Source organism: Marinobacter sp. Hex_13 (assembly GCF_001566815.1).
Taxonomy (GTDB): domain Bacteria; phylum Pseudomonadota; class Gammaproteobacteria; order Pseudomonadales; family Oleiphilaceae; genus Marinobacter; species Marinobacter salarius.
The window spans coordinates 20,570-44,657 of sequence record NZ_LSMM01000048.1 but is presented as its reverse complement, the minus strand read 5'-3'; the positions used below and the strand labels follow the sequence as shown (position 1 = coordinate 44,657).

Annotated in this window: 26 protein-coding genes; 9 read left to right on the top strand and 17 right to left on the bottom strand. The window is 58.2% G+C overall.

Going from position 1 to position 24,088, the window contains the following annotated elements:
- The first annotated feature begins 210 nt into the window (after positions 1-210).
- The 5 genes from AXW11_RS12530 (at position 211) to hisF (ending at position 3,585) form a co-directional block, all read left to right on the top strand.
- The gene (locus AXW11_RS12530; RefSeq protein WP_075194381.1) at positions 211-672 is read left to right on the top strand and encodes an SRPBCC family protein; all 462 of its coding nucleotides are present in this window, start codon (positions 211-213) and stop codon (positions 670-672) included.
- A 113-nt stretch (positions 673-785) separates the two neighbouring features.
- On the top strand, positions 786-1,379 hold the full coding sequence (gene hisB, locus AXW11_RS12525) for an imidazoleglycerol-phosphate dehydratase HisB (RefSeq protein ID WP_007153401.1): 594 nt from the start codon (positions 786-788) through the stop codon (positions 1,377-1,379).
- 51 nt (positions 1,380-1,430) lie between these two features.
- The gene (hisH, locus tag AXW11_RS12520) at positions 1,431-2,072 is read left to right on the top strand and encodes an imidazole glycerol phosphate synthase subunit HisH (RefSeq protein ID WP_075194383.1); all 642 of its coding nucleotides are present in this window, start codon (positions 1,431-1,433) and stop codon (positions 2,070-2,072) included.
- A complete protein-coding gene (hisA, locus tag AXW11_RS12515) occupies positions 2,066-2,803 on the top strand; it encodes a 1-(5-phosphoribosyl)-5-[(5-phosphoribosylamino)methylideneamino]imidazole-4-carboxamide isomerase (protein WP_075194384.1) in 738 nt (245 codons plus the stop codon). Before hisH ends, hisA begins: the two co-directional genes overlap by 7 nt.
- Positions 2,804-2,811: 8 nt before the next feature.
- Positions 2,812-3,585: an imidazole glycerol phosphate synthase subunit HisF gene (gene hisF / locus AXW11_RS12510; protein WP_036208768.1), complete on the top strand. Its 774-nt coding sequence runs from the start codon at positions 2,812-2,814 to the stop codon at positions 3,583-3,585.
- A gap of 9 nt (positions 3,586-3,594) precedes the next feature.
- Here hisF and AXW11_RS12505 read toward each other — a convergent pair whose 3' ends face one another.
- From AXW11_RS12505 to gpmM, 4 genes are all read right to left on the bottom strand, one after another.
- Positions 3,595-4,404 (bottom strand): divergent polysaccharide deacetylase family protein, encoded by an 810-nt coding sequence (locus AXW11_RS12505; RefSeq protein WP_075194386.1) that lies wholly within the window; start codon positions 4,402-4,404, stop codon positions 3,595-3,597.
- On the bottom strand, positions 4,401-5,801 hold the full coding sequence (locus tag AXW11_RS12500; protein ID WP_091642867.1) for a S41 family peptidase: 1,401 nt from the start codon (positions 5,799-5,801) through the stop codon (positions 4,401-4,403). The genes AXW11_RS12505 and AXW11_RS12500 overlap by 4 nt, the downstream gene beginning before the upstream one ends.
- A 104-nt stretch (positions 5,802-5,905) precedes the next feature.
- Positions 5,906-7,012 (bottom strand): murein hydrolase activator EnvC family protein, encoded by a 1,107-nt coding sequence (locus AXW11_RS12495; protein ID WP_091642870.1) that lies wholly within the window; start codon positions 7,010-7,012, stop codon positions 5,906-5,908.
- A gap of 26 nt (positions 7,013-7,038) precedes the next feature.
- Complete coding sequence (gene gpmM / locus AXW11_RS12490; protein WP_091642873.1) at positions 7,039-8,586, bottom strand: 2,3-bisphosphoglycerate-independent phosphoglycerate mutase; 1,548 nt, start codon at positions 8,584-8,586, stop codon at positions 7,039-7,041.
- Positions 8,587-8,747: 161 nt separating this feature from the next.
- Between gpmM and AXW11_RS12485 the strand changes: the two genes are divergently transcribed.
- Together AXW11_RS12485 and secB are read left to right on the top strand one after the other, a co-directional pair.
- Positions 8,748-9,164 carry a rhodanese-like domain-containing protein gene (locus AXW11_RS12485; protein ID WP_007153393.1) on the top strand — a complete coding sequence of 139 codons (417 nt, stop codon included), beginning with the start codon at positions 8,748-8,750 and terminating at the stop codon, positions 9,162-9,164.
- A 142-nt stretch (positions 9,165-9,306) separates the two neighbouring features.
- Complete coding sequence (secB, locus tag AXW11_RS12480; RefSeq protein ID WP_007153391.1) at positions 9,307-9,807, top strand: protein-export chaperone SecB; 501 nt, start codon at positions 9,307-9,309, stop codon at positions 9,805-9,807.
- Between the two features lie 59 nt (positions 9,808-9,866).
- Here secB and AXW11_RS12475 read toward each other — a convergent pair whose 3' ends face one another.
- From AXW11_RS12475 to AXW11_RS12450, 6 genes are all read right to left on the bottom strand, one after another.
- Positions 9,867-10,613: a substrate-binding periplasmic protein gene (locus AXW11_RS12475; protein ID WP_177190627.1), complete on the bottom strand. Its 747-nt coding sequence runs from the start codon at positions 10,611-10,613 to the stop codon at positions 9,867-9,869.
- Positions 10,591-11,055: a tRNA (uridine(34)/cytosine(34)/5-carboxymethylaminomethyluridine(34)-2'-O)-methyltransferase TrmL gene (gene trmL / locus AXW11_RS12470; RefSeq protein ID WP_075194389.1), complete on the bottom strand. Its 465-nt coding sequence runs from the start codon at positions 11,053-11,055 to the stop codon at positions 10,591-10,593. Before trmL ends, AXW11_RS12475 begins: the two co-directional genes overlap by 23 nt.
- Positions 11,056-11,062: 7 nt before the next feature.
- On the bottom strand, positions 11,063-12,241 hold the full coding sequence (locus AXW11_RS12465) for an acetyl-CoA C-acetyltransferase (protein WP_007153388.1): 1,179 nt from the start codon (positions 12,239-12,241) through the stop codon (positions 11,063-11,065).
- Positions 12,242-12,348: 107 nt separating this feature from the next.
- Positions 12,349-13,095, bottom strand: a complete 747-nt coding sequence (locus AXW11_RS12460) for a pteridine reductase (protein WP_091642876.1) — start codon at positions 13,093-13,095, stop codon at positions 12,349-12,351.
- A 7-nt stretch (positions 13,096-13,102) separates the two neighbouring features.
- Positions 13,103-14,212: a tRNA nucleotidyltransferase/poly(A) polymerase-related protein gene (locus AXW11_RS12455; RefSeq protein WP_091642879.1), complete on the bottom strand. Its 1,110-nt coding sequence runs from the start codon at positions 14,210-14,212 to the stop codon at positions 13,103-13,105.
- A 132-nt stretch (positions 14,213-14,344) separates the two neighbouring features.
- Positions 14,345-15,604 carry a conjugal transfer protein TraF gene (locus AXW11_RS12450; protein WP_177190628.1) on the bottom strand — a complete coding sequence of 420 codons (1,260 nt, stop codon included), beginning with the start codon at positions 15,602-15,604 and terminating at the stop codon, positions 14,345-14,347.
- Positions 15,605-15,855: 251 nt separating this feature from the next.
- On the opposite strand from AXW11_RS12450, the gene AXW11_RS12445 reads away from it, so the two are divergent.
- Together AXW11_RS12445 and AXW11_RS12440 are read left to right on the top strand one after the other, a co-directional pair.
- Positions 15,856-16,398: an LPP20 family lipoprotein gene (locus AXW11_RS12445; protein WP_075194393.1), complete on the top strand. Its 543-nt coding sequence runs from the start codon at positions 15,856-15,858 to the stop codon at positions 16,396-16,398.
- Between the two features lie 14 nt (positions 16,399-16,412).
- A complete protein-coding gene (locus AXW11_RS12440; RefSeq protein ID WP_075194394.1) occupies positions 16,413-17,609 on the top strand; it encodes a flagella assembly protein FlgT in 1,197 nt (398 codons plus the stop codon).
- Positions 17,610-17,619: 10 nt separating this feature from the next.
- Here AXW11_RS12440 and AXW11_RS12435 read toward each other — a convergent pair whose 3' ends face one another.
- From AXW11_RS12435 to sufB, 7 genes are read right to left on the bottom strand one after another with little or no spacing between them, the layout of a single operon-like run.
- Positions 17,620-18,081, bottom strand: coding sequence for a SufE family protein (locus tag AXW11_RS12435; RefSeq protein WP_075194395.1), 462 nt, complete (start codon positions 18,079-18,081; stop codon positions 17,620-17,622).
- Complete coding sequence (sufT, locus tag AXW11_RS12430; RefSeq protein WP_007153380.1) at positions 18,081-18,623, bottom strand: putative Fe-S cluster assembly protein SufT; 543 nt, start codon at positions 18,621-18,623, stop codon at positions 18,081-18,083. The genes AXW11_RS12435 and sufT overlap by 1 nt, the downstream gene beginning before the upstream one ends.
- A 40-nt stretch (positions 18,624-18,663) precedes the next feature.
- A complete protein-coding gene (locus AXW11_RS12425; RefSeq protein ID WP_075194396.1) occupies positions 18,664-19,017 on the bottom strand; it encodes a HesB/IscA family protein in 354 nt (117 codons plus the stop codon).
- Positions 19,018-19,030: 13 nt separating this feature from the next.
- Entirely contained in the window at positions 19,031-20,284 is a 1,254-nt protein-coding gene (locus AXW11_RS12420; RefSeq protein ID WP_091642882.1) for an aminotransferase class V-fold PLP-dependent enzyme, read from the bottom strand.
- A gap of 6 nt (positions 20,285-20,290) precedes the next feature.
- Positions 20,291-21,577, bottom strand: a complete 1,287-nt coding sequence (gene sufD, locus AXW11_RS12415; protein WP_091642885.1) for a Fe-S cluster assembly protein SufD — start codon at positions 21,575-21,577, stop codon at positions 20,291-20,293.
- A 12-nt stretch (positions 21,578-21,589) separates the two neighbouring features.
- Positions 21,590-22,363, bottom strand: a complete 774-nt coding sequence (sufC, locus tag AXW11_RS12410; protein ID WP_007153376.1) for a Fe-S cluster assembly ATPase SufC — start codon at positions 22,361-22,363, stop codon at positions 21,590-21,592.
- 60 nt (positions 22,364-22,423) lie between these two features.
- The gene (gene sufB / locus AXW11_RS12405) at positions 22,424-23,872 is read right to left on the bottom strand and encodes a Fe-S cluster assembly protein SufB (RefSeq protein WP_075194399.1); all 1,449 of its coding nucleotides are present in this window, start codon (positions 23,870-23,872) and stop codon (positions 22,424-22,426) included.
- Between the last annotated feature and the right edge of the window lie 216 nt (positions 23,873-24,088).

Genomic DNA, 24,088 nt, shown 5'->3' with positions numbered 1-24,088 from the left:
AGAGGCGGCGGTGGATTGGCTAATTTTGTTGTTTTGGCGAACTCAAAACTAACCGGTTTTACCGCCGTCTCCTACTTTTTCACGCTAACCCGCGATGAACCAAATAAAAGCCTGAGTGTATGACAATACGTTAGTGATCAGCCAAAATAGGCACCTTATTTCTACACAACGATATAAAGCGCGTCTTACAACGATAAAAAGGAGCAAACAGTGGCTATTACTGTCTCTATTGAGCTTAACCGGGAACTGGATCTGCCCGCCGGATATGACGAAGTATTCGAGCTGCTGGCGGACGTGCCCGCATCGGCAAGCCATTTTCCCAAGGTGCATAACCTGGTGGATCTGGGTGACAACGCCTATCGCTGGGAAATGGAAAAGGTGGGCGTGGACAAGCATGCCATCCAGTCTGTATACGCGTGCAAATACTTCGCGGACAAGGACAACGGCAGGATTACCTGGGAGCCGGTGAAAGGCGAGGGTAACGGTGTGGTAAAAGGCTCCTGGACCCTCAAGAAGAAAGACGACAGCACTACTTCGGTGAAATTCCAGACCAGCGCCGAGTTGACCGTTCCGCTGCCGAGCCTGTTGAAACTGGCCATCAGCCCCGTGATCAAGCACGAGTTCAATAGTCTGGTCGATACCTACATGAGTAACCTCAAGAAAGCGTTCTGATGGTCGTCGCTATCAAGGCTATAAAGGCCATTGCGGGACGCGGGGAATCATAAAAGGTATAATGCGCGCAGACACTTTTCCGGCATGTGCCGACTGATGACTTTGGAGTCCCCATGGCCGAACGCAAGGCTCGGGTAGAAAGAAATACCCTGGAAACACAGATCACCGTCGAGATCGATCTCGACGGCACCGGCAAGTCCAGCTTCGACACGGGCGTGCCTTTCCTTGAGCACATGATGGATCAGATTGCCCGCCACGGGCTGGTGGACCTGAACATTGTCTCGAAGGGCGATCTGCACATTGATGACCACCACACGGTGGAAGATATTGGTATCACCCTGGGCCAGGCTTTCAAGCAGGCGGTTGGCGACAAGAAGGGCATCCGTCGTTACGGCCATGCCTACGTGCCGCTTGACGAAGCACTGTCCCGCGTGGTGATTGACCTGTCTGGCCGTCCCGGCCTGATGATGGATGTGCCCTATACCCGTGGTGCTGTAGGAGGCTTCGACGTCGACCTGTTCGAGGAGTTCTTCCACGGCTTTGTGAACCACTCCATGGTCACCCTGCACATTGATAACCTGAAGGGTAAGAACACCCACCACCAGATCGAAACCGTGTTCAAGGCCTTCGGTCGTGCCCTGCGTATGGCCATTGAAATGGACGAGCGAATGGCGGGTATTACCCCGTCCACCAAGGGGTCGCTGTAAGCGGCCCTGGGCTCAACTAAAAGAACCACGATTCAGGAAGTTTCTCTTCGCATGAAAACCGTTGCCATTATCGACTACGGCATGGGTAACCTTCATTCCGTCAGCAAAGCGGTGGAGCACGTTGCACCGGATACCCGTGTTCTGGTCACCGACAACGCCGAGCTGATCCGCAGCGCGGACCGGGTGATCCTCCCTGGCGTGGGCGCCATCCGCGACTGCATGGCGGAAATCCGCCGCCTGGGAATTGATGAGTTGGTGCGGGAAGTCTCCGCTGACCGTCCGTTGCTCGGCATTTGCGTAGGCATGCAGGCGCTGATGTCCCGCAGCGAGGAAAACGGCTGGGTGGATTGTATCGACCTGTTCCAGTCGGAGGTGCGCTTCTTCGGTGACAATCTCACCGAGAACGGCGAACGCCTGAAAGTGCCTCATATGGGCTGGAACGAAGTGCGCCAGACCATGGATCACCCGCTTTGGCACGATATTCCCGACGGCGACCGCTTCTATTTCGTGCACAGCTACTACGCTGAAGCCGAGGGCAACCCGGATATTGCCGGCTGTACCCATTACGGCGTTGACCTGGCTGCAGCCGTGGCGAGAGACAACATCTTTGCGGTGCAGTTCCACCCTGAAAAAAGCGCTCGGGCGGGGCTGCAGTTACTGAAAAACTTTACCAACTGGACTGGAACATGCTGATCATCCCGGCCATAGATCTTAAAGACGGCAAATGCGTAAGACTGCGCCAGGGCCGTATGGACGACTCCACCGTTTTCGGTGACGATCCTGTTGATATGGCAACCCGCTGGGTGGATGCTGGCGCCCGCCGCCTGCATCTGGTGGACCTGAATGGCGCCTTCGCCGGTGAACCCGTCAACGGCGAAATCGTCCAGGCCATCGCTCGCAAATTCCCGGATTTACCCATCCAGATTGGCGGCGGTATTCGTTCGGCGGAAACCATCGAGGCCTATCTGAAAGCCGGCGTACAGTGGGTCATTATTGGTACCAAGGCGGTGAAAGAACCGGAATTCGTTACCGAGATGTGCAAGCGCTTTCCCGGCCACATTATCGTGGGCCTGGACGCCAAAGACGGCCGCGTTGCCACTGACGGCTGGGCGGAAGTGTCTGAAGTCATGGCGACCGATCTGGCGAAACGTTTTGCCAACGACGGCGTCGAGTCCATTGTTTACACCGACATCAGCCGCGACGGCATGATGCAGGGCGTGAACGTGGAAGCCACTGCTGCACTGGCGGAAGAAGGCGGCATTCCCGTGATCGCTTCTGGCGGCGTTACCAACATGGACGATCTCAAGCGCCTTGCTACCGTGGCTGACAAGGGCATCCTCGGTGCGATTACCGGCCGAGCCATCTATGAAGGCACCCTGGATGTGGCCGAGGCCCAGGCCTTCTGCGACAGCCTGAAGGGGTAACGCGAATTATGGCTCTGGCAAAACGCATTATTCCCTGCCTGGATGTCGATAAAGGCCGCGTTGTAAAAGGCGTGAACTTCGTCGATATCCGCGATGCTGGTGACCCGGTGGAAGTGGCCCGCAAGTACAACGAACAGGGCGCCGACGAAATCACCTTCCTGGACATCACCGCCAGTCACGAAAGCCGCGATACCACCTATGAAACTGTGGAGCGCATGGCGGCTGAAGTGTTTATCCCGCTGACGGTGGGTGGTGGTGTGCGCACCGTTGAGGACATCCGCAAGCTCCTGAATGCAGGCGCGGACAAGGTGTCAATCAATACTGCGGCGGTGTTCAATCCGGACTTCGTGCGCGAGGCTTCTGACCGTTTTGGTAGCCAGTGTATCGTTGTCGCCATTGATGCCAAGCGTGTCAGTGGTGAAGGAGAGGAGCCCCGATGGGAGATCTTCACCCACGGTGGGCGCAAGCCGACAGGGCTGGATGCCGTTGAATGGGCTCGCAAGATGACCGCGATGGGTGCCGGTGAGTTGCTGCTGACCAGCATGGACCGTGACGGCACCAAAATCGGATTCGACCTGGGGCTGACCCGCGCCATCAGCGACGCTGTATCAGTGCCGGTCATTGCTTCAGGGGGTGTGGGCGAGCTGCAGCATCTGGCAGACGGTGTGACCGAAGGTCGCGCGGATGCCGTGCTGGCGGCGTCCATCTTTCACTTCGGTCAGCATACGATTCCCGAAGCAAAGGCATTTATGAAGGCCCAGGGGATTGTGGTGCGGGATTGAGGTCGGGCCTCATTCCTGCTTCGCCAGCGCGGGCCGAATCGCCCGCTTTTCCCCTTCCGCAAACATTGGTCGGTTGCCATTCCTCATCGCCCATACGCCGCTGACGGTCGCTACGGCAATTCCCTGCTCGTCCAGCTCTGGCAGACGTTTCTCTAGATAATCCACCGTTACCTTGTGAGGATGGCCAATGCCGATGGCGCTGCCGTTTTCCTTTGCCCGCTTGATAAGAAGCTCGAACTGCTGATCCACGAATTCCTCGGTTTGCTCGTGATCCAGGAACACGTCGCGGGTGAGGGTGGGTATGCGGTAAGCGGCTGCGACTTCGCCCGCAATGGAGGAAGCGATGGTGCGGCTGTCCACGAAATAGACCGGGTAGTGATCGAGTTCAGACATCACCCAGTCCATCGGCTGAAGTTGTTGAGTTAGCAGGCTGCCCATATGGTTGTTCACGCCCTGCACATGGGGAATGGACTGGAGCGCTCGCCGCAAGGTAGTGGCTATGCTGTTCTGGTCCATGTCCGGGTTCAGGCCGCCGGGCCCAAGGCCGATGTTACGGGTATTGGCCATTGGCGCATGCAGCATGATTTCCTTGTGCTTTTGGTGGGCCAACTCCGCCAGTCTGGTGGTGTATCTGCGGTAGGGCAGGAAAGCCAGGGTGATGGGCTGATCCAGGGCGATCAGGCGCTCACCTTCCACCAGGTTATGCCCCATGTCATCGATGATGATGGCGATAGTGGGCGGGAGTTGCCCCTCATGCTCCCCGGCAACAACCGGGGAGGTGGCCAAAAGGGCGGCAATCAGTGTTGCTAGAACTTTCAATCCGCGCTTTCCTGTGTCGGCTTGTTACGCTTGTTGAGAATGCTCATGCCTTTCAGCAGGTTCAGTGCAGAGCGTAGCTGGAAGTCCTTGTTCGCCGGCGACGTGCTTTGTGCGTCCTCCTGCTTTTGCGGTTCTTCCTGCTGCCCCTCATCCTGCCCCTCAAGGTGGCCGCTGAGATCCGCCTCGGTAAAGAACGGCTGACTGTCGAGCTCAGTCAGCTGCGCCGGCTTCACTTCAATATCCGGTTTGATCCCCTTGGCCTGGATGGAGCGCCCATCCGGGGTGTAATAGCGGGCGGTGGTCATCTTGATGGCGTGAGTCTCATCCAGGGGGATGACAGTTTGCACGCTGCCTTTGCCGAACGACTGGGTGCCCATGACCACGGCACGCTGGTGATCCTGAAGCGCGCCCGCAAGAATCTCGGATGCAGAGGCGGAACCGCCGTTAATCAGAACAACAATGGGCGTATCCGGCATCACATCTCCGGGTTTGGCATTGAAGCGCAGGCGCGAGCTCTGGATGCGGCCTTCCGTGTAGACGATCAAGCCGCTATCCAGCAGGGCATCGGCCGCTTCAACCGCCGCCTGGAGAATGCCGCCGGGGTTGTTGCGCAGGTCAATCACCAGGCCGTCCAGGTCGCTGCCATGTTCCTTCTCCAGGGCTTCCAGTGCCTTGGTGAACTGCGTGCCGGTATCCGCCTGGAACTGAGTTATGCGGACGTAGCCATAGCCGTTCTCGATGATGCGGGATTTGATGCTGGTGACCTTGATGATGTCACGTTCCACATCAATCTCGATCGGCGCTGATTCTCCCTCGCGTATGATGGTCAGGGTGAGGACGGTTCCGGGCTTGCCGCGCATCAGTTTAACGGCTTCTTCCAGCGACATGCCTTTCACCGGCTGGTCACCCAGCTTGATGATCAGGTCACCCGCCTGTACGCCGGCCTTCTGAGCAGGGGTGTCATCGATGGGGGAGATAACTTTTACGAAGCCATCTTCCATGCCCACTTCGATGCCCAGGCCGCCAAACTCGCCGGAGGTGCTCTCTTCGAGCTGTTCGTAGTCTTTCGGGGCCAGATAGGTGGAGTGCGGGTCCAGGTCAGACAACATGCCTTTGATCGCGCTTTCGAGGAGCTGTCGGTCGTCCACCTCTTCCACATAGGCGTCCTTGATTCGGCCAAACACTTCGGCGAATTTGCGAAGGTCGTCCAGTGGTAGCTGTTCTTCCGGATCGGGCAGCTGTATTTCCACCTGCTCACCGTGCTGGATGCCTTCCAGCAGGCGTCGGGTTTCTTCATCGGCTTCCTGGGCATGAATAAGGCCGGGCAGAACGGTTAAGCAGGTGGCAAGGGCGAGTGCGCGTGTGCTGGCGTGGTGTAGACTTCTTACCCGTCTCATTCACATGTCCTGTGTTAATCCGATGACTGGTTGTTCCCAAGTATTGCTGGACAGTATGGCGTTACCGGGCTGATTTGTCAGCCTTTGGGGTAGCGTGAACCAGTTCATCGGTTGCCGAGCCAGCGTCGGGGATTGTCCGGTTTTCCATTGTGGCGGACCTCGAAATACACCGCGGGGTCATTGGTCCCGCCGGTTCGGCCAGCCTGGGCAATTGCCTCGCCCGCTTCAACCCAGTCTCCGGGGCTGGTGAACAGGCTACTGCTGTGGCCGTAGAGCGTCATGTAGCCGTCGCCGTGGTCGAGGATGGTGATCAGGCCAAACCCGCGTAGCCAGTTGGCGAAAACAACGCGGCCATAGTGAACGGCTTTTACGTCGCCTTCCTCGGCGGTGTTGATCAGCAGTCCGTTGTGCTTGAGTTTTCCGCTGGCGTAACTGTCTCCGAAGTTGCGGACGACTTTGCCTTCCGCCGGCCACGGCAGTTTGTTCTTGAGTGATCCGAACGGATCTGACTCATTGGGCGTGGGGATGTTGGCGATGGCCTCTTCGACCTCCCGCAGCAGTTTTTCCAGGCGCTTGCGATCCTCTTCCAGTTCCTCGCGTTCGCTCAGCCGATTGCTGATGTCGGTTTTCAGGGCCGCCAGGGTCTGTTCCCGTTCCTTTTTGCTGCTGCTCAGCTTTTGTTGGCGGTCGGCGACATTCTCTTCCAGTTCTGCCAGCCGCATCCGCCCGGCCTTGACCTGCTTTTGCGTTTCTTTCAATTGGCGGAGATTGGCAGCGAACGCCTCGAGGCGGTCAATGGTGTCCCGGCTGAGGTACTCGTAGTAGGTCATCGTGCGGGCGATCTTGTCCGGGTCAATCTCGTTGAGCAGGACTTTGACGGCGGGTGCGTCGCCTTCCATCCAGGCGGCGCGGATCTGTTTCTTCAGGCTGTCGCGCTGGCTTTCCAGCACGCGGGTGAGTTCGGTCTCTTCCTTGCCGAGCTTGGTCAGGCGCTGTTGCTGTTCCCGTGCCTGCTGGCGGAGCTCCCGGCGTTCGCGGGTGAGCCGGCCTATTTCCTGTTCGAGCCCGGAGAGCTGTTGCTCCAGCGAGGAACGGTCTTCCTCGGCGTCGGCAAGCCACTCATCAATATCGGCAATCTCTTCCTTGAGATCTTCTATCTGGCCAGGTGTGACCTGTTGCTCCGCCAGTGCTGGCGTGACGACTGCAAGCATCGTCACCGCCAGCCAAAGACGCAGACTCAACCGATCTCCACCAGGCTGTGCCCGGTCATTTCAGCCGGTTGTTCGAGGTTCATCAAGCTCAGCAGGGTGGGTGCCACGTCGCTGAGGCTACCGTCGTCCCTGAGGTTGACCTTGCGTGGGCCAACGTAGATAAGCGGTACGGGGCCGATCGTGTGGGCCGTGTGTACCTGGCCGGAATTGGGGTCGGTCATCTGTTCGCAGTTGCCGTGGTCAGCGGTGATCAATGCTTCACCGCCCACTTCCTGCAAGGCTTCGGTAATACGGGCTACACACTGATCGATGCATTCCGCGGCCTTGATGGCGGCATCCAGCTTGCCGGTGTGGCCCACCATGTCGCCATTGGCATAGTTACAAACAACCAGGTCGTATTTCCCGCTCTTGATCGCCTCGACCAGCTTGTCAGTGACCTCGGGCGCACTCATTTCCGGTTGCAGATCGTAAGTCGCCACTTTGGGCGAAGGAACCAGGATTCGGTCCTCACCTTCAAACGGTGTTTCGAGACCGCCGTTAAAGAAGAAGGTAACGTGTGCGTACTTCTCGGTTTCGGAAATCCGCAGCTGGGTTTTGCCGAGGCTGGCCACATACTCGCCCAGGCCATTGGTCAACTGCTCCGGGGGATAAGCGCAGGAAGTGTTAATGTCGGCTGCGTACTCGGTCAGCATGACGAAGTCAGCCAGTTCCGGATGCTTGCGACGCTCAAAACCGTCGAAGTCCTTTTCCACGAAGCAGCGTGTCATCTCGCGGGCGCGATCGGCGCGGAAGTTCATGAATATAACGGTGTCACCGTCGTTGATGGTGCCTTCGTTATCGCCGCTGGCCATGATACGGGTGGCTTTTACAAACTCGTCGTTCTCGCCGCGCTCGTAGGCTTGCTCCAGCGCGGACACCGGATCAGCTGAGGTGAACTCTGCTTCGCCCAGGGTCATAACGTTGTAGGCTTCTTCCACACGGTCCCAGCGATTGTCTCGGTCCATGGCGTAGTAGCGGCCAACAATGGAGGCCACCCGGCCCACGCCCAGGTGCTTGAGTTTGGTGGCGGCTTTTTCCAGTGACGCTTTTGCACTGCGGGGAGGCATGTCGCGGCCATCGAGGAAGGCGTGGATATAGACTTCCTTCGCGCCGCGCTTGGCTGCCATCTCAGCGGCCGCCAGTACGTGGTCTTCATGGCTGTGAACGCCGCCGGGGGAAAGCAGGCCCATCAGGTGCACAGCACGGTTGCTGCTGACGGCTTTATCAATGGCGGCGCAAAGTACGGAATTTTCCGTAAAACTACCTTCTTCTACATCTTTGTCGATGCGTGTCAGGCTCTGATAAACCACCCGGCCAGCGCCCAGGTTCATGTGCCCAACCTCGGAATTACCCATCTGTCCCTGGGGCAGGCCGACAAACATGCCGGAGGTGTTGATGAGTGTTTTCGGCTGATTTTCCCAGAGCTTATCCCAACACGGGGTGTTGGCGTTGCTGATGGCGTTGTCTTCAGCCGGGTCACGGTGGCCCCAGCCATCAAGAATGATCAGTGCGGTAGGCTTACGCGTGGCAGTCATCACTTAGTCCGATGGTAGTTTGGTAAATTTACTAAAACGAACATTGATTCTAAACATTTTCGCACCCTCCGGCCAGTGGCGTCACCTTCGGCCTGGTCACCTTCTGTCCTTGGGGAAGGGTGTGTATAATCCCGCCACAAACTATTCAGCAAGGTGTTTTCATGGAAAGGGTGTTCGAGTTCGCGGTTAACCATTACATTCTGGTATCTCTGTTTGTCGCTTTCCTGCTGGCCATATTGGTGCTCGAGTCTCGCCGTGGCGGCAAGAAAATCTCTGCGCAGGGAGCCGTGAATCTGATTAACCGCGACGAAGCTGTCGTCGTCGATATCCGTGATCGCAAGGATTTTAACGAGGGCCGGATAACCGGTTCAATCAATATTCCCCTTAATAGTATCAAAAGTCGTGCGTCGGAACTGAAGAAGTTCAAGGACAAGCAGATTATTGTGGCTGACAAGATGGGTCAGCATTCCGCCATGGCGGTCAAGCAGTTGAATGCGGAAGGCTACGCCAATGTGGTTCGCCTCAACGGTGGCGTTGCGGACTGGAAAGGCAGCAATCTGCCGTTGGTGAAGAAGTAACGGCCCTGCCAGGCCTTGAACTGAACGGTAAACTGTCGCACTGTTTCACATCGGCCGGCGGAGCCAGGCATTACACTGTTCCGGCAGCACTGACATAACAACGGGCCCTGGTTGCCCCTTATCGAGAATGAAAGGATAGAACATGGCTGAAAATGAGCAGGCCGCAGCAGGCAACGAAAACCAGAATCAACCACAGTTCGCGCTCCAGCGTATCTATGTGAAGGATCTGTCGTTCGAGTCGCCGAATTCCCCGACGGTTTTTCAGGACCAGTGGAAACCTCAGGTTAATCTGGATCTGAACACCTCCCACAACAAGATCAGCGATAACCAGTACGAAGTGGTCCTGTCTCTGACTGTGACCGCGAAAGTCGATGAAAAAGTGGCTTACATCGTCGAGATTCAGCAGGCGGGCGTTTTCCTGGTGAAAGGTATTGAAGGCCCGCAGCTTGGCCAGATGCTGGGTGCCTATTGCCCCAACATCCTGTTCCCCTACGCTCGGGAAGCCATTGACGGCGTGGTCGGTCGGGGTAGCTTCCCGGCGCTGATGCTGGCACCGGTTAACTTTGATGCCATCTACGCACAGGCATTGAAGCGCAAGCAGGAAGAGGCGTCAGGGGAAGCGAAGGAAGAGCAGACTCACTGATACGCTCTCGTCACAAGCGTCAGAAAAACCCCGCCAACGGTTCAGGTTCGTGGGGTTTTTTATTGGGCGATTTCCTGCCCGATACCGTCACTGATTATCTGGTCGATCTCGCCGGATGCCTTCATGGACTCCAGCGCCCGGGACAGGCAAGGGATATCGTCTTTTCGGGATTCATGAACCCAGTGATAGAGGGGGGCTTGCAGCAGTGGCTCGCCAATGGACAGGTTTGGGTTCTTGCGTTTGGCCGCCAGGGCATCCCACTCCAGGGTCAGTGCCACGTCGATACGGCCTCGTTCCAGCAGATCGATCAATTGAAAGGTGTCACTGGTGGCAACCTGTGTCACATCCTCGGGCAGCACCCGCGCAATCATTCGATAGCCATTGAGGAAACCAATCCGTTTTCCCTTCAAAGAGGCCTTTGAATCGCCGGCCTTGCCGTTGAGAACCACCGAAACCAGGCGCGCCTCCTGGATGGGCGTCGTCAGCGGTAGCAGCGGGGCATTGTCGTTGACGGCCATCGGGATTCGGGCAAGCTCGCCGTCTGACTGGCCTTTCTCCGCCATAAGCACGGCCCGTGCAGCCGGGACATCCAGATATCTTATGTCCAGCCCGCAGCTGTCATAGAGCTTTCTGATGATCTGTTTGCCAAGGACCACAGACACTTCTGACGTTGTCGAGGGCGTGGTGATAACACGGGTAGCCAGCGTATTGTTATTGGACCAGGCGTTGCTGGTGGTCAGCATGAGCAAAACGGCAAAAACGGGCCATCCGCTCTGGCGAGGGTTACTGCGACCCTTCAAATCCAAACTGCCTCCACGCTTCATAAACCACCAGTGCTACCGTGTTGGATAGGTTAAGGCTGCGACTTTCCGGTCGCATGGGCACTCTCAGGCGATGGTGCTCCGGCATCGCCTCTCGGACGTCCTGTGGCAGCCCGCGAGTTTCGGGGCCGAACATCAGATAGTCACCGTTCTGGTATTCGACATCATGATAGCCGCGGCTACCTTTGGTGGTCAGCCCGAAAAGCCTTGAAGGTTGCTCACTCTCCAAAAAGGCCTGGTAGTCGGAGTGTACCGTTACCGTTGCGTACTCACTGTAGTCCAGGCCCGCCCTGCGCATCTGCTTGTCCTCCAGGGTAAAACCCAGGGGTTCAATCAGATGCAGCCGGCAGCCGGTGTTGGCGCAAAGCCGGATGATATTGCCGGTATTCGGCGGTATCTCCGGCTCGAACAGCACCACGTTCAACATCCTGTGATCAACGCTCCACGGCGAGGGCAACACCCATGCCGCCGCCAATGCACAGGGTGGCAAGACCCTTCTTTGCATCCCGGCGAGCCATCTCGTGCAGCAGGCTGACCAGAATCCGGCAACCGGAAGCCCCGATTGGATGGCCCAGTGCGATGGCACCACCGTTCACATTGACCTTCGCGGTATCCCATCCCAAGTCCCGATTAACGGAAATGGCCTGGGCGGCGAAGGCTTCGTTCGCTTCCACCAGATCCAGATCGTCCACCGACCAACCGGCCAGTTTCAGGCAGCGTTGGCTTGCCGGGATCGGGCCGGTGCCCATAATGGCCGGGTCGACACCGGCATTGGCATGAGCCCTGATCGTGGCCAGAGGCTCAAGCCCAAGTTCCTTGGCCTTGTCGGCGCTGCACACGATGACGGCCGCCGCGCCGTCGTTAAGGGAAGACGCATTGCCGGCGGTGACGGTTCCATCCTTTTTGAACGCGCCACGAAGCTTGCCCAGGCTGTCCGCGGTTACGCCAGCGCGCGGGTTCTCGTCCGTGTTGACGATCAGTGGATCGCCCTTGCGCTGAGGAATAGTGATGGGAACAATCTGGCTTTCGAAGTAGCCCGCGTCGATCGCGGCGGCCGCCTTCTGTTGGGACGCGGCAGCAAACTCATCCTGTTCTTCACGGGTGATGCCGTACTTCTCCACGATGTTTTCTGCGGTGACGCCCATGTGGTAGTCGTTAAAGGCGTCCCAAAGGCCATCGGAAATCATGGTGTCCACCATGTTCCAGTTACCCATGCGCTGGCCGTTGCGGCTGTTGGGCAGCACGTGGGGAGCCTGGCTCATGCTCTCCTGACCACCGGCAATCATCAGCTCGGCATCGCCGCAGCGAATGGCCTGGACCGCCATGTGCACCGCCTTCAGTCCCGAGCCACATACCTTGTTGATCGTCATTGCCGGTACAGAGGCGGGGATGCCGGCGTTGATGGACGCCTGGCGTGCCGGATTCTGTCCGCAACCGGCCGTCAGAACCTGGCCAAGGACCACTTCGTTGACCTGATCGGCAGCAACACCGGTTTCTTCAAGCAGGGCTTTGATAACGGCGCTGCCCAGCTTATCGGCACTCAGGCTGGACAGCCCGCCGCCGAAGCTGCCGACGGCGGTACGTTTGGCGGCTACGATAACTACATCACGCATGGAGTCTCTCCGGTTTGCACGCAGATTTTAAAAGCTGGCTTCATTGTATCGGAAAGCGAGAGTGGGCCAAAGCAGGCAGCTGCGATGGTCTTAAATATTGAGGGATCTTACATATTGAGGCTGCGTCCGCCATCCACCGCGAGGATCTGGCCGGTGACAAACGGGGCGTCGCACAGCAGGAAGGCGATGGCGCCAGCAATGTCCTCCGGCTTGCCGGTACGGGCCAGGGGCGTTTTGGCCAGTATACTCTGCTGGTAACCTTCGTCGATCGCCGCATCACCCTCTGGCCAGAGGATCGCGCCCGGTGAAACCCCATTTACACGTACCTCCGGTGCCAGGTCCTTCGCCCACGACTGGGTCAGTGAAGCGAGCCCGGACTTGCTGGCGCAGTAAAGCGGATGGTCGGCCAGCGGTCGTTGGCTGTAGATATCGATAAGATTCACGATGGCGCCCTGTGACTGTTTCAAGGCAGAGAGGCAGGCCTGGCCGAGAAAAAAAGGCGCCCGCAGGTTGGTGTTCATGATCGCGTCCCAGTCACCTGCGCTGGCGTCCTGTGTAGGGTTCGGGTAGAACACCGAGGCGTTGTTCACCAGGCCATCAAGCCGACCCCAGGTGGAAATTGCCTTGCGGGCCAGCAGTTCTGTCTGATCCGGGGCGGCAAGATCGGCCTGGATGACAACCGCCGATTTCTGTCGGATGCTGTTGAGCTCGTCACGAAGGGCATCCGCGTCCGCCTCCCGCGAACGGTAATGAATGACCAGGTTCCAGCCGCGTTGGTGGAGATGTCTGGCGGTATGGGCGCCAAGCCGATGCGCTGCGCCGGTAATGAGCACTACAGGTGTTGAGGATGCCATCGCGTGTCTACTCTTTGTTGAGAAATGCGAGGATACGCCGCAACCGCTCTTTGCGGATTGCTTCACCCAGTTCTTTTCCACGAAACCCCTGTTCCATCAGGGTTTTCGCCTGCACCCCGGTGGCGGCGTGTTGCGCGGATTCCAGCCAATCCACCTTGTGCCGCTCTGTCTCCGGCAGCGCGCATTTCAGAGCAACCAACAGGCCGGAAAATCGGTCTGCCCGACGCCACACGTCTGCTCCATCCAGCATGTCCAGCAACAGGTCGGCGTCGTGAGACGTCATAGTGTGAATCTTTGGTATCACGTCGGTGATGAGGCGGGTGAGATCCTGGCAGTCGTTGGGGGCTTTCAGTGCCCTGGCTCGATTCCGGGCTTCGGCTGGCGCCAGGGGGGAAAGCAGCGCGGCGAAGCGGACACTGGTGTCGTCGCTGCTTTCGTGGGCACGGCGCAAGGCGCCGATGGCGCCTGAAAACGCCTTGAGTGGCTCAAGCTCCGGTATAAGGATGGCCAGTGCGCCGCATTCATGCAGGACCTCGAAGAAGGTGCCGGGTTCCTGCTCATGCAACGCTCGCTGGATTTCCTGCCATACCCGCTCCGGCACCAGGTCGCCGACCTCTCCCTGGTCCACCATCTGCCGCATCAGCGCCATGGTGGGTTCGGCAATGGTGAATCCCTGGGGCTGCAGGCGGGCAGCAAAGCGTGCAGTGCGCAGTATGCGCAGCGGGTCCTCGGCGAAGGCCTCGGAAACGTGGCGTAGTTTGTGATCCTGCAGGTCCTGGCGGCCGTGGAAGGGGTCGACAATTTCACCTGCGGTGGACTTTGCCATGGCGTTGATGGTCAGGTCACGGCGCTTCAGATCGTCCTCAAGGGGCACGTCCGGGGCGCTGTACACGGCAAACCCGTGGTAGCCTCGTCCCTGCTTTCGTTCCGTTCGTGCTAATGCGTATTCCTCCCGCGTGTCTGGGTGAAGGAATACCGGAAAATCCGCGCCTACCTGCTTGAAGCCCTGTCGCAACATGTCTTCCGGCGTTGCACCGGTGACCACCCAGTCCCGGTCTTTGACCGGCAGACCAAGAAGTTCATCACGGACGGCTCCGCCCACCAGATAGGTTTTCATGGATCGGGTTCTGCTCCTTGAGGGATGTTGCTCTAGGGATTATCCCGGCAAGGCGGGCCACAGGCAAACCGGTTGGCCACAAAAAAGCCCGGTATCAAACCGGGCTTGGTGGACTGCTTCTATACAACAGGCTCAGAATGCAGCACCGAGCTCAATCGCCGCGCCCAGATCGGCATCGCTGATCAGGCCGCCGATATCGAGGCGGGCACCGAAGGGCGACAGGCCGATACCGGCCGTAAACTGGGTGTCTTCCTCGATGCCATCGTTGTCGTCATTGCTGGCCAGGTTCTGGCGCACGCCGAAGCGAAGTTGGGCGTAGCGGAAAGCGTCGAATTCCGCGCCGAGGGCAACCCACTGGGTGTCATCCTCATAGCCGAAGGCTTTCTTTTCCGTCAGGTCCACTTCTGCGGTCAGCACGTGGAAGTCGCCTTTATGGGCGATGCCCGCGGTTACCATCGGGTCAAGTTCCAGAGTGCGCTTTTCCTCGTCGGGGCGGCTGGCTGCAGAGTCCAGCTCCATGGGGATCAGGTTCTTGACCGCAATGCCGGCATTCCACTGGTTGCGGGATCCGAAAGCGTAGGCGGCGCCCACGTCCAGGTTGAACCCGCTCTTGTCGGTCTGGTATTCGTCGCTGTCGAACTCGTCGTCTTCAAACCCGGAGACGGTTTCGGTGTATTGGAAGGTGCGCAGTTGAACGTATTTTGGCGATACGCCGAGTTGCAGCCGTGAGCTGTCCTGAAGCTCTATGGAAGTGGCGATGGAAAGGCCTACTTCGGCGACAGCGGAGGCCAGGATGCGGCCGCGGGACTCCAGGTCACGGTCGAGATCGGCGGCAATCAGGTCGACGGTGCTTGCGGTTTCCAGGTCGGCCAGAAACTGCTCGTCGTCCTCGTCAAACTCCCCGCGGACGGTGGCGCGGATGTTGCCGTTGGTGAAAAAGCCGACGGCAAAAGACTCCGTGGGCACGGCCAGGGCGACGCCCAGGCCGCCGTCAATCCGCACGGTGTCGCGGTCAAAGTCGTTGAGCTGACGTCTCAGGTCGCCGGCGGCTTGGCGGGCATCGTCCGGGTTGGACGTCTTGTCCAGTTCCTGGAAGCGATCAATCGTGTCCTGAATATCGTCGATCTGGTCAACGGTTTCCTCTTCGTCCGCAAAGCGGGCGTTGACGGAGGGCAGCATCAGACCAAAATCGTTGGACCATTCATGGTGGTCCGCAGCCATCATCGCCGGATTGGTGGCGCCCGCCGCAGCCGGATGGGCGACGGCGACACCGGTGCCGCCCATGGCAAAGGAGCGTGACGACATGAACGCCTGCGGGCTCGCGATGGCGGAGGTGGTGGCGATGGAAAGGCCGATGGCCAGTGATAGCTTGGTCAGACGGGTTGGGGTCATGATGAGTCCTGATGAAGCGATGATGCTAAGTTAAAAGTGACATGCAGTTCAGGTTAATCCAGTTGCCGCCGTGACTCACCGGTGATGCGGTAACGGTTTGTTTTTTTACTGTAAATAGCGGTAGTTTTTTGCCGCCTGGTTTCTGTGTGGCGGGCCCGGTGGGACATGAAATTATGGAATTCAGTCGGTTACAAAGGTTGGCGTGAATTTTTCATAAGGGCAGTGAACAGATGTTTTTTCGGAGAACCAACATGACCCTGCGGTGGATACTGATACCTGCGCTGATGGTGACAATGATCGGCTGCGCCCCCGTGGGCCAGCACCGGAACGCCGGTGCCGACGGGCAGCAGACCGAACTGGACCCGATTACCGTGCGAGTTAGCGGCTTCGGGACCTATGAGGAAGTGTCGAAAGATCGCCTGAACACGCGCAAGCGCCTGCTTGCCCGGCGTGCGTCCCAGTTGGATGCCTATCGCAACCTGGCGGAGCGGGTCTATGGCACCGTGATTTACGGCAGCTCAACGGTGAACGATTTCGTTTTGCAGAACGATATGTTCCGCACCTACGTTGATAGCTACATCCGTGGCGCCAAAATGGTTGCCGTGAATGAACACAGTGACGGCGTGGTGGAAACCGTTATGGAACTCAAGCTGGAGCCCAGGTTCCGTGCCTGTGTTTCCCGCGTAACCGATCGGGAAGTGCAGGACCTGTGCCCGATTCCGATGCCCAGAGGCAATGACAGCACCGGAGATTTCCAGAGCCGGGGCGTTGATTCCCTCTACTACCTCGAATAAGAGAACGATTTCCCATGAAGCTGGCTATTTCTGTTGTCACAGCGCTGTTGGTAATTGCGTGTGGCGGTGCCCAGGCAGTGGTGCTGGAGGGCGTCGGCCACGCCACCATTTACAACGATGACGTCGACAGCGCACGGCAGGAGGCTAAGAAGGCGGCGTTAAGGGATGTTTCCCTGCAGTACGAAGCCAGGATCAGTAGCCGCGACACCATGGAAAACGGTGTGGTGACGGAATCCCGCCTGCAGGTTGCCTCGTCGGCGCGGGCAAAGTCCGTTGAAGTGGTGGACGAGTACCGGCGGGGCAATCTGTTACGTGTCACGGTTCGCGCCGACATGTCAGCGGGCGGCCAGTGCCAGGCCGGCGATGCCGCGGAGTTGAGAAAGCGCGTGGCCGTGACCGGTTTTCCCATGGTGTATCCGGATCAGGCCCGGATAGGTCGAATAGGGGATGCCGGCGAAGTCTTGCCGCAATTGTTGCAGGCAGATCTGCAGAGAAGTGGCCAACTCCAGGTTTTTGGTGCGACCACCCAGCGCCTGTTTGATGACCTGCTTAATGCCCCAACGCACCAGAAATTCAACAATCGATTGAGCAACGTGATCCAGGTGGCTCGCGAGCTCGGGGTGCAGTTCGTGGTTACCGGTGTCATCCGTGATGTTGGCGTGTCCGACCCGGACGCCTGGGGAAGTTCTGTTATCGACCGCCTGCAACGGGGCATTGGTGCGGCGAACCAGAACCGGCGGTTTGTGGTGGACATGATGGTTTATGACGGCTTCAGCGGCGCACCTGTCTATCAGGAGCGGTTTTCGGCGGAGGCACGTTGGAATGCTGGGCCGGGGTCTTCTGATGGGTTCGGGTCGGCGGGTTTCCGGGAAACCGAGTACGGACAGGCTGTTGCGGGATTGATGAACAACATGGTGTCTGCGGTCAATGATGCGCTTGCTTGTCAGCCGTTCATCACGCGGGTGACCAGAGTCGACGGCGACAAGGTCACGCTGGATTCCGGAGCCACGGCAGGCTTGCGCCCGGGGGATGAGCTGAAACTCTATCGCAGTGCCAGTTTCTTCGATTCACCCGGGGCGACCCCGGAACTGGTGGACAGCCGCGCCACCATGACGGTGAACAATGTTCATCCGGACTTCAGCAACGGCAGCATTCCTGTCTATGGCGGGCTGATCAATATACAGCGGGATGACGTGGCTATCGTCTGGTAGGGCTGCTCAATCAGGCTGCGGCGGTTTCCGCAGCCACATCCCGGATCCTGCCAACCATGGCTCTCAGGCCGTTGCCCCGTGTGGGCGAGATGTGGCGGAACAGATCCAGTTGTTCGAACAGTTCGTCGATGTCCGTAGCCAGCAGGTCCCTGGGAGACTTGCCATTCAGGGCCACCAGGATAATGGCGGCAAGGCCGCGAACGATGATGGCGTCAGAGTCAATCAGCAGGTATAGCTTGCCACTTTGCTCATCGTAATGATGAATCAGCCACACCTGGCTCTGGCAGCCGTGGACGTAATTCTCTTCCCTGCGCTCGTCGTCCGGAAATGCCGGTAGCTGCTTGCCAAGGTCGATAATGAACGCGTAACGCTCTTCCCAGTCGTCCAGGAATTCAAAGCCATCCAGGACGTCTTCGAGGGTGGTGTCTTTCCCGAGCGGATTGTTCAAAAATTCCTGTTCAGCGGCAGTCATTACAGCATCCCCAGTTCAAGCTTGGCTTCGTCGGTGAGCATGTCATTGTTCCAGGGCGGATCGAAGGTCAGTTCGACGGTCACCTTGTCCACATTGGGTACATGCTCAAGCTTGGTCTTGACGTCTTCAGTGATCACCGGGCCCATGCCGCAGCCGGCGGCCGTGAGTGTCATCTTGACGTACACATGGTTGCCGTCTTCCGTGCCATTCTGTATTTCACACTCGTAGATCAGGCCCAGCTCCACCACGTTGACCGGAATTTCCGGGTCGTAGCAGTTGCGCATCGCTTCCCACACCTGGTTTTCGTTCACTGTACCGTCTTCGGGGGTGTCGAAGCTGCTTTCAAGGGGTTTCTTGCCCAGAGCATCGGCATTGTGGCCTTCAATACGAGCGAGGTTGCCGTTCACCGCCACGGTGAAGCTACCACCGAGTGACTGTGTGATGGTGACGAAGGTGTCCGACGGAATCATGATTTCGGTTCCGGCGGGCACCAGGCGTGCCTCTACTTCGCGTTTGGTCAGGACCACTTCCCGTTCTTGCATGCCTTAATGGGCCTCGTATTCTCTATCTGGTTTGTCGGGTTCAGGCGACTGTAAAGCTCTCGCCACAACCGCACTCTGCCGTCGCGTTCGGATTCCGGAACTGGAACAGGGAGTTAACCCCTTCAGTCACGAAATCAATTTCAATGCCGTTCACCAGAGGCAGATGCTCTTCCTTCACGTATACGTCCACGCCATCAATGTGAAACACCTTGTCGTCCGACGCGGCTTCTTCCACCCACTGGGTTTCATACTTGAAGCCGGAACAGCCGCTTTTCTTGATGGCCAGGCGAATACCTTTCGCCTCAGGCTTCTTGTCCAGTTGTTTGCGAACGTGTTTTACCGCTGTCGGGGTCATGGTGACCGCCACGGTTGGTGTGAAGACTTCGGCTGTCATATTTCCACCTCCATCAGGCAAACAGACGCTGGATTTTCTGCAGGGCAGTGAATAACTGTTCCACTTCCTCCAGCGTATTGTAAAACGCAAAGGATGCCCGGGCTGTACCGGGAACCCCGTAAAAGTCCATCAACGGCATGGCGCAGTGGTGGCCAGTGCGGATCGCAATGCCTTGCTGATCCAGCAGTGTTCCTATATCACTGGGGTGCAGGCCGGCGATTTTAAAGGACATGACCGGCACCTTTTGGCTGGCCGTACCGATGATTTCCATGCCCGGGACTGACTCGACGAGTTCGTTGGCGCGGGTGAGAAGCGCGTTTTCCGCCGCTTCCATGCCATTGCGATCGAGGTCGCCCAGATAATCAATGGCTGCGCCCAGGCCAACGGCCTCAGCAACCGGTGGTGTGCCGGCCTCAAACTTGTAAGGCAGCACGTTCCAGGTGGTGCGCTCGAACGACACCCGCTCGATCATCTCACCGCCCCCCTGGAAAGGAGGCATCTCTTCCAGCAACTGGGCCTTGCCGTACAGTACGCCAACGCCGGTTGGTCCGAACAATTTGTGGGATGAGAACACGTAGAAATCACAGCCCAGCACCTGTACGTCCGGCTGGAAGTGCGGCACCGCCTGGGCACCATCGATAACGGTGATCACGCCGTGAGCCTTGGCCTGCTCAATCAACGGTGCAATCGGGTTCACGGTGCCCAGGACGTTGGACACATGCGTCAGTGCCAGTACCCGGGTGCGCTCGCCCAGCAAACTATTGAGCGAGTCCAGATCCAATTCACCCTGTGGAGTGATCTGGATGGGAACCACCTTCGCGCCCGTGCGCTCGGCCACCATCTGCCAGGGCACGATGTTGGCGTGATGTTCCATATGGCTGACGAGAATTTCGTCACCAGGCTTGAGGCGGCCGGCCAGGCCATTGGCCACCACGTTGATGGCCTCGGTGGTGCCACGGGTCCAGATAATCTCGCGGGTGCTGCCAGCGTTCAGGAACGCGCGAACCTTCTCCCGGGCGCCCTCGAAGGCGCTGGTGGCGCGGTCGCCAAGCGTGTGGGCGCCCCGATGGACGTTGGAATGCATTTCCCGGTAATAGCGATCCATGGCGTCCAGAACGGCGATGGGCTTCTGTGACGAAGCGCCGTTGTCCAGATACACGAGGGGCTTGCCGTTGATCTGCTGATCAAGAATCGGAAAGTCCCGGCGGATCGCCTCGACGTCGAACGCCGCAGTGCCCGCCTTTTTGGCCATGGAAAGGTCTGTCATAACCGGTCAGGCCTCCTGAAACGTCTGATCGAAAAATTCATTCAGCCGGAGCTGGGCAGCGTCTTTGACCGCCTGAACCGGAATCTGTTCAACAAGTTCGTTAATGAAGGCCATTGTCAAAAGGGTATTGGCCTCGCGACGCCCGATGCCGCGGGATACCAGGTAGAACAGGGAAATCCTGTCAAGCTGGCCGATGGTCGCACCATGGGCACATTTGACGTCGTCCGCGTAAATCTCCAGCTCGGGCTTGGTATCGATCTCAGCACCGGTGGAGAGCAACAGGTTCTTGTTGTTCATGTTCGCGTTGGACTTCTGGGCATCCTCATGGATATGGATGCGGCCATTGAACACGGCGTGGGATTCGTCCGCAGCGATGTTGCGATAGGTTTCTTCGCTGTCGCAGTGGGCGGCCACGTGTTCAATAGAGGTATGGTTGTCGTAGTGCTGCTTGCCCTGGGTGACAACCACGCCGTTCAGCTTGCACTCACCGCCTTCGCCTTCCAGCCGAACCTGCAGGTCATGGCGACGCAGTGGCCCACCGAAGCCCACGCAGTGACTCTCGAAACGGGAGTTGGCGGCCTGGCGAACACCGGTAGCCCCGATGTGCTGTACATTTTCGCCTTCCATGACCAGCCGCACATTCGTGACCTGGGCCCCGTCTGCCAATACAAACTCGGTGACGGTATCCACCATGACCGGCTCCTCGCCGCTGGAGAGATATTCCTCTACCACCGTAATCTGACTGTGACGTGCGGCATCCACATAAATACGCGGGTACGCCGAGCCTGAAGCCGTGCCGGTTACTTCGTGCACGATGAACAGGGGCTGATCAAGAACCGCTTCCTTGTCCAGCTGGATGTACAGGCCGTCTTCAAAGCGGGCGGAGTTCAGTCGCGCCATCTGTACGGCACGAGTGTCCAGTGTGTTGTCCAGGCGCTCGGCCAGGCCCGCGGCCTCGTCATCGTCCAGATCGGCGAAACGTTGAATGCGGATGCCGTCCAGGTCCGGAAAGTCCGAGGCTTCTGGAATCATCACGCCGTTATGGAACACCACGCGATAACCGGGAATCGACAAGCTATAGCCATCCTTGCCGGTCGCGGGCAGGGTGTTGGCCAGTTCGTCGGTCAGCTTCAGGTGCCGGCTGGAGTATTTCCAGTTTTCGGTTTTGCGGGTGGGCAATGGCATATCCACCAGTGCCGTACCCCGTTGTTTGCGCAGCTCAAGCAACGGTTCGGGCAGCGAATGCCCGCCCGGCTCGAGGAAGGCGCTGGAAATGGTTGGTGCTGGTTTCATTCCACAGCCTCCTTAGCTGGCTGCACTGGGGGTGGCTTCTTCGTCTTTCACGCCGAGCCAGCCGTAGCCACGCTCTTCGAGCTCGAGGGCCAGCTCTCGACCCCCGGATTTGACGATCCTGCCACCGGCCAGTACGTGAACATGGTCTGGCACAATGTGGTTCAGCAGGCGTTGGTAGTGAGTCACCATCAGAATGGCACGGTCTTCGGCGCGCAGGGCGTTTACGCCCTTGGAAACCACCTGCAGGGCATCAATGTCGAGCCCTGAGTCTGTCTCATCCAGAATGGCCAGCTTTGGCTGCAGCAACAGCGCCTGAAGAATCTCATTGCGCTTCTTCTCGCCACCGGAGAAGCCTTCGTTGACACCGCGCTTGAGGAACGCCGGGTCCAGGTCCACCTGTTTGGAAACCTCTTTGGCCAGCTTCATGAACTCCGCGGCGTTCATCTCCGGCTCGCCACGGTGTGTGCGCATGGCGTTGACGGCGGTACGCAGGAACTGCAGGTTGCTGACGCCGGGAATCTCCACCGGATACTGGAACGCCAGGAAAATACCTTCACGAGCCCGCTCTTCGGTTTCAAGGTCCAGCAGGTTCTCGCCGTTCAGGCTGATTTCGCCCTGGGTTACCTCAAATGTCTCATTGCCTGCCAGCACCTGGGACAGGGTGCTCTTGCCTGAGCCGTTGGGGCCCATGATGGCGTGAACTTCCCCGGCCTTGATCTCCAGGTTGATGCCCTTGAGGATCTCTTCACCCTCAACGGATGCGTGCAGGTTCTTGATGCTTAGCATTTCTGGCGTCTCTCTATAATCTGAAAACTGGAATCTGAAAATCTGTATATGAGCCTGGGCTTAACCAACGGACCCTTCAAGGCTGACTTCAAGCAACTTGCCAGCTTCCACGGCGAACTCCATCGGCAGCTCCTTGAACACCTCTTTACAGAAGCCGTTCACAATCATGGAAACCGCCTGCTCCGGGTCGATGCCACGCTGGCGGCAGAGGAACATCTGCTCGTCGCTGACCTTGGAGGTGGTTGCCTCGTGCTCAACGATGGCCGACTTGTTCTTGCTCTCGATGTAAGGGAAGGTGTGGGCGCCACAGCGGTCGCCGATCAGCAGCGAATCACACTGGGTGTAGTTACGTGCACCTTCCGCACCCGGGCCGAACTTCACCAGCCCGCGATAGGCGTTGGAACTCTTGCCGGCGGAAATGCCCTTGGAAATGATGGTGCTGGACGTGTTCTTGCCCAGATGAATCATCTTGGTACCGGTATCCGCCTGCTGGTAATTGTTGGTCAGTGCCACCGAGTAGAATTCGCCCACGCTGTTGTCACCGCGCAGCACGCAGCTCGGGTACTTCCAGGTGACGGCAGAGCCGGTCTCAACCTGGGTCCAGGAGATCTTTGAGTTCTTGCCAATAGCGGCGCCACGTTTGGTGACGAAGTTGAAGATGCCGCCTTTGCCATTCTCATCGCCCGGGTACCAGTTCTGCACCGTGGAATATTTGATCTGTGCATCGTCCAGGGCCACCAGTTCAACAACGGCAGCGTGAAGCTGGTTTTCGTCGCGCATCGGCGCGGTGCAGCCTTCCAGATAACTGACGTAGCTGCTGTCCTCGGCGATGATCAGGGTGCGCTCAAACTGACCGGTGTTGGCCGCGTTAATGCGGAAGTAAGTGGACAGTTCCATGGGGCAGCGAACACCCTTGGGTACGTACACGAACGTGCCATCTGAAAACACGGCGGAATTCAGGCCCGCAAAAAAGTTGTCGCCTGCAGGAACCACAGAGCCCAGATACTTTTTCACCAGTTCCGGGTAGTCCTGAATGGCCTCCGAAATGGAGCAGAAGATGACGCCAGCCTTGGCCAGCGGCTCCTTGAAGGTGGTCGCCACCGAAACGGAGTCGAATACGGCGTCAACAGCCACGCCGGCGAGCTTTTCACGCTCGTGCAGTGGAATGCCCAGTTTCTCGTAGGTCTTGAGCAGCTCAGGGTCGACTTCGTCGAGGCTCTGGGGCATGTCTTCCTTGCGCTTGGGCGCGGAGTAATAGGAAATCGAGTTGTAGTCGATTTTCGGGTAACCCACGTGTGCCCAGTCCGGCTCGTCCATTTCCAGCCAGCGACGGTAGGCCTTCAGGCGCCATTCCAGCATCCATTCCGGCTCTTTCTTGATGGCGGAAAGGCGGGCAATGACGTCTTCGTTAAGGCCGGGCTCGAACGTGTCGGCTTCGATGTCTGTCACGAAACCGTGTTCGTATTCCCGTTTGATCAGCTCGTTCACCTCTTTATCGGTGGTCGCCATGATCGTCGCTCCGTATTCTCTCATCTCGGGCCTTGCAGCCCCTGGTGTCGCCGGTAGTCTCGTGTTCAGGGCTGCCGGGCGGATGTCATAAATTCATGCGTCGCAGTGATCGCCCCAGATCTGGGTGCGCCCTGCAATCGGTTTTTGGATGACGGATTGGGTGCGGCCCTGTTGAAAATCAAGGGCAATATCCGTTTCTTCTGGTGAGTGAGTATA

Bases quoted from the DNA above. Each gene is read 5' to 3' on its own strand.
- hisB (WP_007153401.1), top strand. From the start codon at position 786: ATGGCCGAACGCAAGGCTCGGGTAGAAAGAAATACCCTGGAAACACAG.
- hisH (WP_075194383.1), top strand. From the start codon at position 1,431: ATGAAAACCGTTGCCATTATCGACTACGGCATGGGTAACCTTCATTCC.
- hisA (WP_075194384.1), top strand. From the start codon at position 2,066: ATGCTGATCATCCCGGCCATAGATCTTAAAGACGGCAAATGCGTAAGA.
- hisF (WP_036208768.1), top strand. From the start codon at position 2,812: ATGGCTCTGGCAAAACGCATTATTCCCTGCCTGGATGTCGATAAAGGC.
- AXW11_RS12500 (WP_091642867.1), bottom strand. From the start codon at position 5,801: ATGAGACGGGTAAGAAGTCTACACCACGCCAGCACACGCGCACTCGCC.
- AXW11_RS12495 (WP_091642870.1), bottom strand. From the start codon at position 7,012: ATGCTTGCAGTCGTCACGCCAGCACTGGCGGAGCAACAGGTCACACCT.
- gpmM (WP_091642873.1), bottom strand. From the start codon at position 8,586: ATGACTGCCACGCGTAAGCCTACCGCACTGATCATTCTTGATGGCTGG.
- AXW11_RS12485 (WP_007153393.1), top strand. From the start codon at position 8,748: ATGGAAAGGGTGTTCGAGTTCGCGGTTAACCATTACATTCTGGTATCT.
- secB (WP_007153391.1), top strand. From the start codon at position 9,307: ATGGCTGAAAATGAGCAGGCCGCAGCAGGCAACGAAAACCAGAATCAA.
- trmL (WP_075194389.1), bottom strand. From the start codon at position 11,055: ATGTTGAACGTGGTGCTGTTCGAGCCGGAGATACCGCCGAATACCGGC.
- AXW11_RS12465 (WP_007153388.1), bottom strand. From the start codon at position 12,241: ATGCGTGATGTAGTTATCGTAGCCGCCAAACGTACCGCCGTCGGCAGC.
- AXW11_RS12460 (WP_091642876.1), bottom strand. From the start codon at position 13,095: ATGGCATCCTCAACACCTGTAGTGCTCATTACCGGCGCAGCGCATCGG.
- AXW11_RS12455 (WP_091642879.1), bottom strand. From the start codon at position 14,212: ATGAAAACCTATCTGGTGGGCGGAGCCGTCCGTGATGAACTTCTTGGT.
- AXW11_RS12450 (WP_177190628.1), bottom strand. From the start codon at position 15,604: ATGACCCCAACCCGTCTGACCAAGCTATCACTGGCCATCGGCCTTTCC.
- AXW11_RS12445 (WP_075194393.1), top strand. From the start codon at position 15,856: ATGACCCTGCGGTGGATACTGATACCTGCGCTGATGGTGACAATGATC.
- AXW11_RS12440 (WP_075194394.1), top strand. From the start codon at position 16,413: ATGAAGCTGGCTATTTCTGTTGTCACAGCGCTGTTGGTAATTGCGTGT.
- AXW11_RS12435 (WP_075194395.1), bottom strand. From the start codon at position 18,081: ATGACTGCCGCTGAACAGGAATTTTTGAACAATCCGCTCGGGAAAGAC.
- sufT (WP_007153380.1), bottom strand. From the start codon at position 18,623: ATGCAAGAACGGGAAGTGGTCCTGACCAAACGCGAAGTAGAGGCACGC.
- AXW11_RS12425 (WP_075194396.1), bottom strand. From the start codon at position 19,017: ATGACAGCCGAAGTCTTCACACCAACCGTGGCGGTCACCATGACCCCG.
- AXW11_RS12420 (WP_091642882.1), bottom strand. From the start codon at position 20,284: ATGACAGACCTTTCCATGGCCAAAAAGGCGGGCACTGCGGCGTTCGAC.
- sufD (WP_091642885.1), bottom strand. From the start codon at position 21,577: ATGAAACCAGCACCAACCATTTCCAGCGCCTTCCTCGAGCCGGGCGGG.
- sufC (WP_007153376.1), bottom strand. From the start codon at position 22,363: ATGCTAAGCATCAAGAACCTGCACGCATCCGTTGAGGGTGAAGAGATC.
- sufB (WP_075194399.1), bottom strand. From the start codon at position 23,872: ATGGCGACCACCGATAAAGAGGTGAACGAGCTGATCAAACGGGAATAC.